The following is a 4,537-nucleotide window of genomic DNA, read 5'->3' as shown; positions in this document are numbered from 1 at the left end:
GGCATCAAGTCCGTCGTCACCACCCACCGGCACGGGGACCACTGGCAGGCGCTCGCCGACGTGGTCGCCGCGACCGGCGCCGTGACGTACGCGGGCGCGTACGACGCGGAGGGCATCCCGGTGGCGACCGACGTGCCCGTCGAGGACGGCGACACGATCCGGGTGGGACGGGTCGAGCTGACCGCGCGCCGCCTGGTCGGGCACACCCCGGGCTCGATCGCCCTCGTCTACGACGACCCGCACGGCCACCCGCACGTCTTCACCGGCGACTGCCTCTTCCCCGGCGGGGTGGGCAACACCCGGAAGGACCCGGAGGCCTTCGCGAGCCTGATCCACGACGTGGAGACCAAGCTCTTCGCGGTCCTCCCGGACGAGTCCTGGATCTACCCGGGCCACGGCAAGGACACCACGCTCGGTGACGAGCGGCCCTCGCTCGCCGTGTGGCGCGAGCGCGGCTGGTAACCCTTCGGGGAAGCCTTCCGCCGCGGAGAGCGCGCGGCTGAGCAGCGACGCGCTCCCGCACGCCCCCGTAACCCGGATGGCGGCGGGGTAGTTGGCGCGACATGAGCCTCCGTAACGCTCCGTCGCCACCCGCTTCCCCGGTTCCGCCCGTCCCGCCCGCCGCGCCCTCGATGGGCAGGCTCGCCGCCGCCTCGCTCGTCGGCACCGCCATCGAGTTCTTCGACTTCTTCGTCTACGGGACCGCCGCCGCCCTCGTCCTGGGGCCGCTCTTCTTCCCGACCTTCTCCCCGCTCGCCGGGACCCTGGCCGCCTTCGGCACCTTCGCCGTCGGCTTCGTGTCCCGGCCGCTCGGCTCGGTCCTCTTCGGCCACGTCGGCGACCGGTACGGACGGCGCCCGGTCCTCTTCGCCTCGCTGCTCCTGACCGGCTGCGCCACGGTCGCGGTCGGCTGCGTGCCCACGTACGGGACGATCGGCATCACGGCACCCGTACTGCTGCTCGTGCTCCGCTTCCTCCAGGGTCTGGGCCTCGGCGGCGAGTGGGGCGGGGCCGTCCTGCTCACCGCCGAGCACGCCCCCGAGAACCGGCGCGCGCTCTGGTCGAGCTTCCCGCAGATCGGCCCGTCGATCGGCTTCCTGCTCGCGAACGGGGTGATGCTGGCGCTCTCGGCCGGTCTGAGCGACGCGGAGTTCCGCTCCTGGGGCTGGCGGGTGCCGTTCTGGGCCGCGGGCGTGCTCGCGGCGGTCGGCCTGCTGCTGCGCTCCTCGCTCGCGGAGACCCCGCAGTTCGAGAAGCTGTCCGCCACCGGGCAGACCGCGGGCGCCCCGCTGGCCGAGGTCGCCCGTGGCCACTGGCGGCTCGTACTGCTGACCGCCGGGGCGCTCGCGGTCGGCTACGCCACTTTCTACACGGTCTCCACCTGGGCGCTGTCCTACGGCACCGAGCGGCTCGGGGTGAGCAGCACGGTGATGCTGACCTGCGTCATGGCGGCGGTCGCGATCAAGGGCGCGGCCACGCCGTTCCTCGCGGTCCTCGGCGACCGCTGGGGCCGCCGGCCGCTGTGCCTGGCGGGGTGCGCGGCCTCCGCGCTGTGGATGTTCCCGATGGTGGCGCTGCTGCACACCGCGCGCCCGTTCCTGATGTTCCTGGGCTTCCTGGGCGCGCTGCTCGCCTTCATCACGATGTTCGCGGTGGTGGCCGCGTACCTCCCGGAGCTGTACGAACCCCGCGTCCGCTGCACCGGTGCCGCCGTCGGCTACAACCTCGCCGGTGTCCTGGGCGGCGCCCTCACCCCGATCGTCGCCACCACGCTCTCCGACGGGGGCTCCGGTCCGCCCTGGGGCGTCGCGGCCTATCTGACGGTGGTCGCCCTCGTCAGCCTCGGCTGTTTCGCGCTCCTCCCGGAGACGCTGCCGGCCAAGGTCAAGGCCGAGGCCGAGCGGCGGGCGGAGCCCGAGCCCGCCTCGGCCTGAGGGGCGGAGAAACGGCGACGGCCGGCCGGGGAGTCCCCGGCCGGCCGTCGCCGTGTTCCTGCCGTGTGTCGTGCGGTCAGGCGCCGACGCTGTCCTTCTTGGCGTCGTCGATGCCGTCGGCGCCGCTCCCGCCCTCGGCCGCGGCGCGCTCCGACTGCCTCTTCGAGGCGATCAGACTGGTGATCGTGGTGATGACCAGGACACCGCCGATGACGGCGAGCGAGAACGGGATGGAGATCTCCGGGACGTGCACCCCGGACTCGTGCAGCGCGTGCAGCACCAGCTTAACGCCGATGAAGCCGAGGATCACCGACAGGCCGTAGCTGAGGTGGACCAGCTTCTTGAGCAGGCCGCCGATCAGGAAGTACAGCTGTCGCAGACCCATGAGGGCGAAGGCGTTGGCGGTGAAGACGATGTACGGGTCCTGGGTGAGGCCGAAGATCGCCGGGATGGAGTCGAGGGCGAAGAGGATGTCGGTGGTGCCGATGGCCAGCATGACGACCATCAGCGGGGTCATGATCCGCTTGCCGTTGTTCCGGATGAACAGCTTGGTGCCGTGGTACCGGTCGGCGACGCCGAACCTCTTCTCGGCCATCTTGAGGAGACGGTTCTCCTCCCAGTCCTCCTCGTCCTCGTCCGCGCGCGCCTCCTGGATCAGCTTCCAGGCGGTGTAGATCAGGAACGCGCCGAAGATGTAGAAGACCCACGAGAAGCTCGCGATGATCGCGGCGCCCGCGGCGATGAAGATCGTGCGGAGCACCAGGGCGATCACCACGCCCACGAGCAGCACGCGCTGCTGGAGGTGGGAGGGGACCGCGAACTTCGCCATGATCAGGACGAAGACGAAGAGGTTGTCGACGCTGAGCGACTTCTCGGTGATGTAACCCGCGAAGAACTCGCCGGACGCCTGACTGTTGCCGAAGAACAGCAGGCCGAGGCCGAAGAGTCCGGCCAGCACGATCCAGACGACCGTCCAGATTCCGGCTTCCTTGACCGACACGTCATGGGGCTTGCGCCCGATGAAGAAGTCGGCACCGATCAGGGCAGCGAGACCAAGAATGGTCACTACCCACAGGGTCATTGAAACGTCCACTGCGCCTCCGGCGTCGTACGGCTACTGATCAGCGTCGTCGCTGCCGGAGGTCTCTTCCACCCGGGCGACGGACGATCGCTGCCGGGCCGACGCCCCGGGATCGGATCACGAGTGATCCGTCCGTATTGACGGGTACGCCGCGCATGGGGAGTACTCCCCTCCGCACGGAGAAGACTACCCGAAAACCCAAGAGAAGGTAAAGGGAAGGGTAAAGGGCCGCCAAGAGGCCAGGTCAGGGCAGCCGGGTCCGTGGGGGCTCTCAGGGCCGCCTTCCGTGACGAGCGGCCGCCACCTGCCCGAGGACCTGCCGGAGCACCGCGCTGCCCGGCGGCAGCATCGGAGGCTCGTACGACCAGGCGTGGCCGACCCACGGATCGGCCAGGTGGTCGTCCGGGACGGGGGTGAGCCGGAGCAGCGAGCGCCACAACGGGTCGAGCAGCGGCCCGTACGCGGACGCGTCCTCCCGGTCCGCCACCATCAGCAGATGGACGCCGACCGACGGGCCCTCGTCGGCGAGGTACCGGAGGCGGGTGACCGCCCGGTCGTCGAAACCGTGTGGGAAGTCGTGCACGAGCAGCAGCTGCCGGGCCGCGTCCAGACCGGGGGGCAGGGCGTCGGAGGCTCCCGCCCGCACCGCCATCTGCAGCAGGTCGACCCGCTCGGTCAGCTGCTCCAGGACCGCCGAGACCCCTGCCGCGCCCCGGGCCGGCGGGGCCGCGAGGACGCCCGTCTCCACGAGCGGCGCGAGCGCGGCGGTGCCCGCACCGGCCGGGTCGACGACATGGACGGCGAACGCGCCCGCCGGATGCGCCGCGAGCAGCCGGGCCGCGTGGGCGACCGCGCAGTCCAGGGCGAGCCGCCGCAGTTCGACCTCGTCGAGGAGACCGGCGGCCTCGGAGTGCCCTCGGCCGCTGTCCACCCAGAGCCCCCGCTCCAGCGGCAGCCGGACGAGCATGGGGATCCGCAGATCGGTCCGCTCGGGGAGGTGGAGGTCGCCGAGGCGGACGGCCATGGGCTCCTCGGCCGGGGTGCGGTACGCCTGCCAGACGGGGTTCTCCCAGCGGGCGAAGGCTGCGGGCAGGGCCGGCTCGACGACCTCGGACTCGGCCACGAGCTGGGCGAGGTCCCGGTCCAGGACCTCCTGGGCCCGAGCCACCAGCTCGTCGTGCCGGGCGCGGGCGGCGGCCCGCGCGNNGGCGCGGGCGCGGTAGTCGGAGAGCGTCTGGTCGAGCTCCCGGTCGAGCCGGTTCTCGGCGAACTCGCAGGCACTGCGGTAGGCGGCGGTGGTCCGGGCCAGATCCTCGAACATGCCCCACACCTGGTTGTACAGGCGCTCGTCCATGGACCAGCCCGACGCGTCGCCGGCGACCGGCGACGCGTCGGGCTGGTCCATGGACGAGCGCCTGTACAACCAGGTGTGGGGCATGTTCGAGGATCTGGCCCGGACCACCGCCGCCTACCGCAGTGCCTGCGAGTTCGCCGAGAACCGGCTCGACCGGGAGCTCGACCA

3 protein-coding genes and 2 pseudogenes are annotated in these 4,537 nt (G+C 71.7%); 2 read left to right on the top strand and 3 right to left on the bottom strand.

Translation table 11 applies throughout. The features are described 5' to 3' along the window. Nucleotides 1-462, top strand: a 462-nt coding sequence (locus AOK00_RS30460) for an MBL fold metallo-hydrolase (protein WP_055603442.1), incomplete at its 5' end; no start/stop codon positions are given. A gap of 170 nt (nt 463-632) precedes the next feature. Further along, complete coding sequence (locus tag AOK00_RS30455) at nt 633-1,934, top strand: MFS transporter (RefSeq protein WP_055603441.1); 1,302 nt, start codon at nt 633-635, stop codon at nt 1,932-1,934. 76 nt (nt 1,935-2,010) lie between these two features. Here the strand turns inward: AOK00_RS30455 and AOK00_RS30450 are convergent, their stop codons facing one another. The 3 genes and pseudogenes from AOK00_RS30450 to AOK00_RS40820 form a co-directional block, all read right to left on the bottom strand. Beyond that, nucleotides 2,011-3,027, bottom strand: coding sequence for a TerC family protein (locus tag AOK00_RS30450; protein ID WP_079042280.1), 1,017 nt, complete (start codon nt 3,025-3,027; stop codon nt 2,011-2,013). 259 nt (nt 3,028-3,286) lie between these two features. Next, nucleotides 3,287-4,220: pseudogene (locus AOK00_RS30445) on the bottom strand (TerD family protein); the annotation flags it as partial. A 2-nt stretch (nt 4,221-4,222) separates the two neighbouring features. Further along, nucleotides 4,223-4,408, bottom strand: a pseudogene (locus AOK00_RS40820) (hypothetical protein); the annotation flags it as partial. Between the last annotated feature and the right edge of the window lie 129 nt (nt 4,409-4,537).

The sequence above is a fragment of the Streptomyces aureus genome (assembly GCF_001418135.1).
Lineage (GTDB): Bacteria > Actinomycetota > Actinomycetes > Streptomycetales > Streptomycetaceae > Streptomyces > Streptomyces aureus_A.
This window is presented reverse-complemented; position numbering and strand designations above follow the sequence as displayed.

Bases quoted from the DNA above. Each gene is read 5' to 3' on its own strand.
- AOK00_RS30455 (WP_055603441.1), top strand. From the start codon at position 633: ATGGGCAGGCTCGCCGCCGCCTCGCTCGTCGGCACCGCCATCGAGTTC.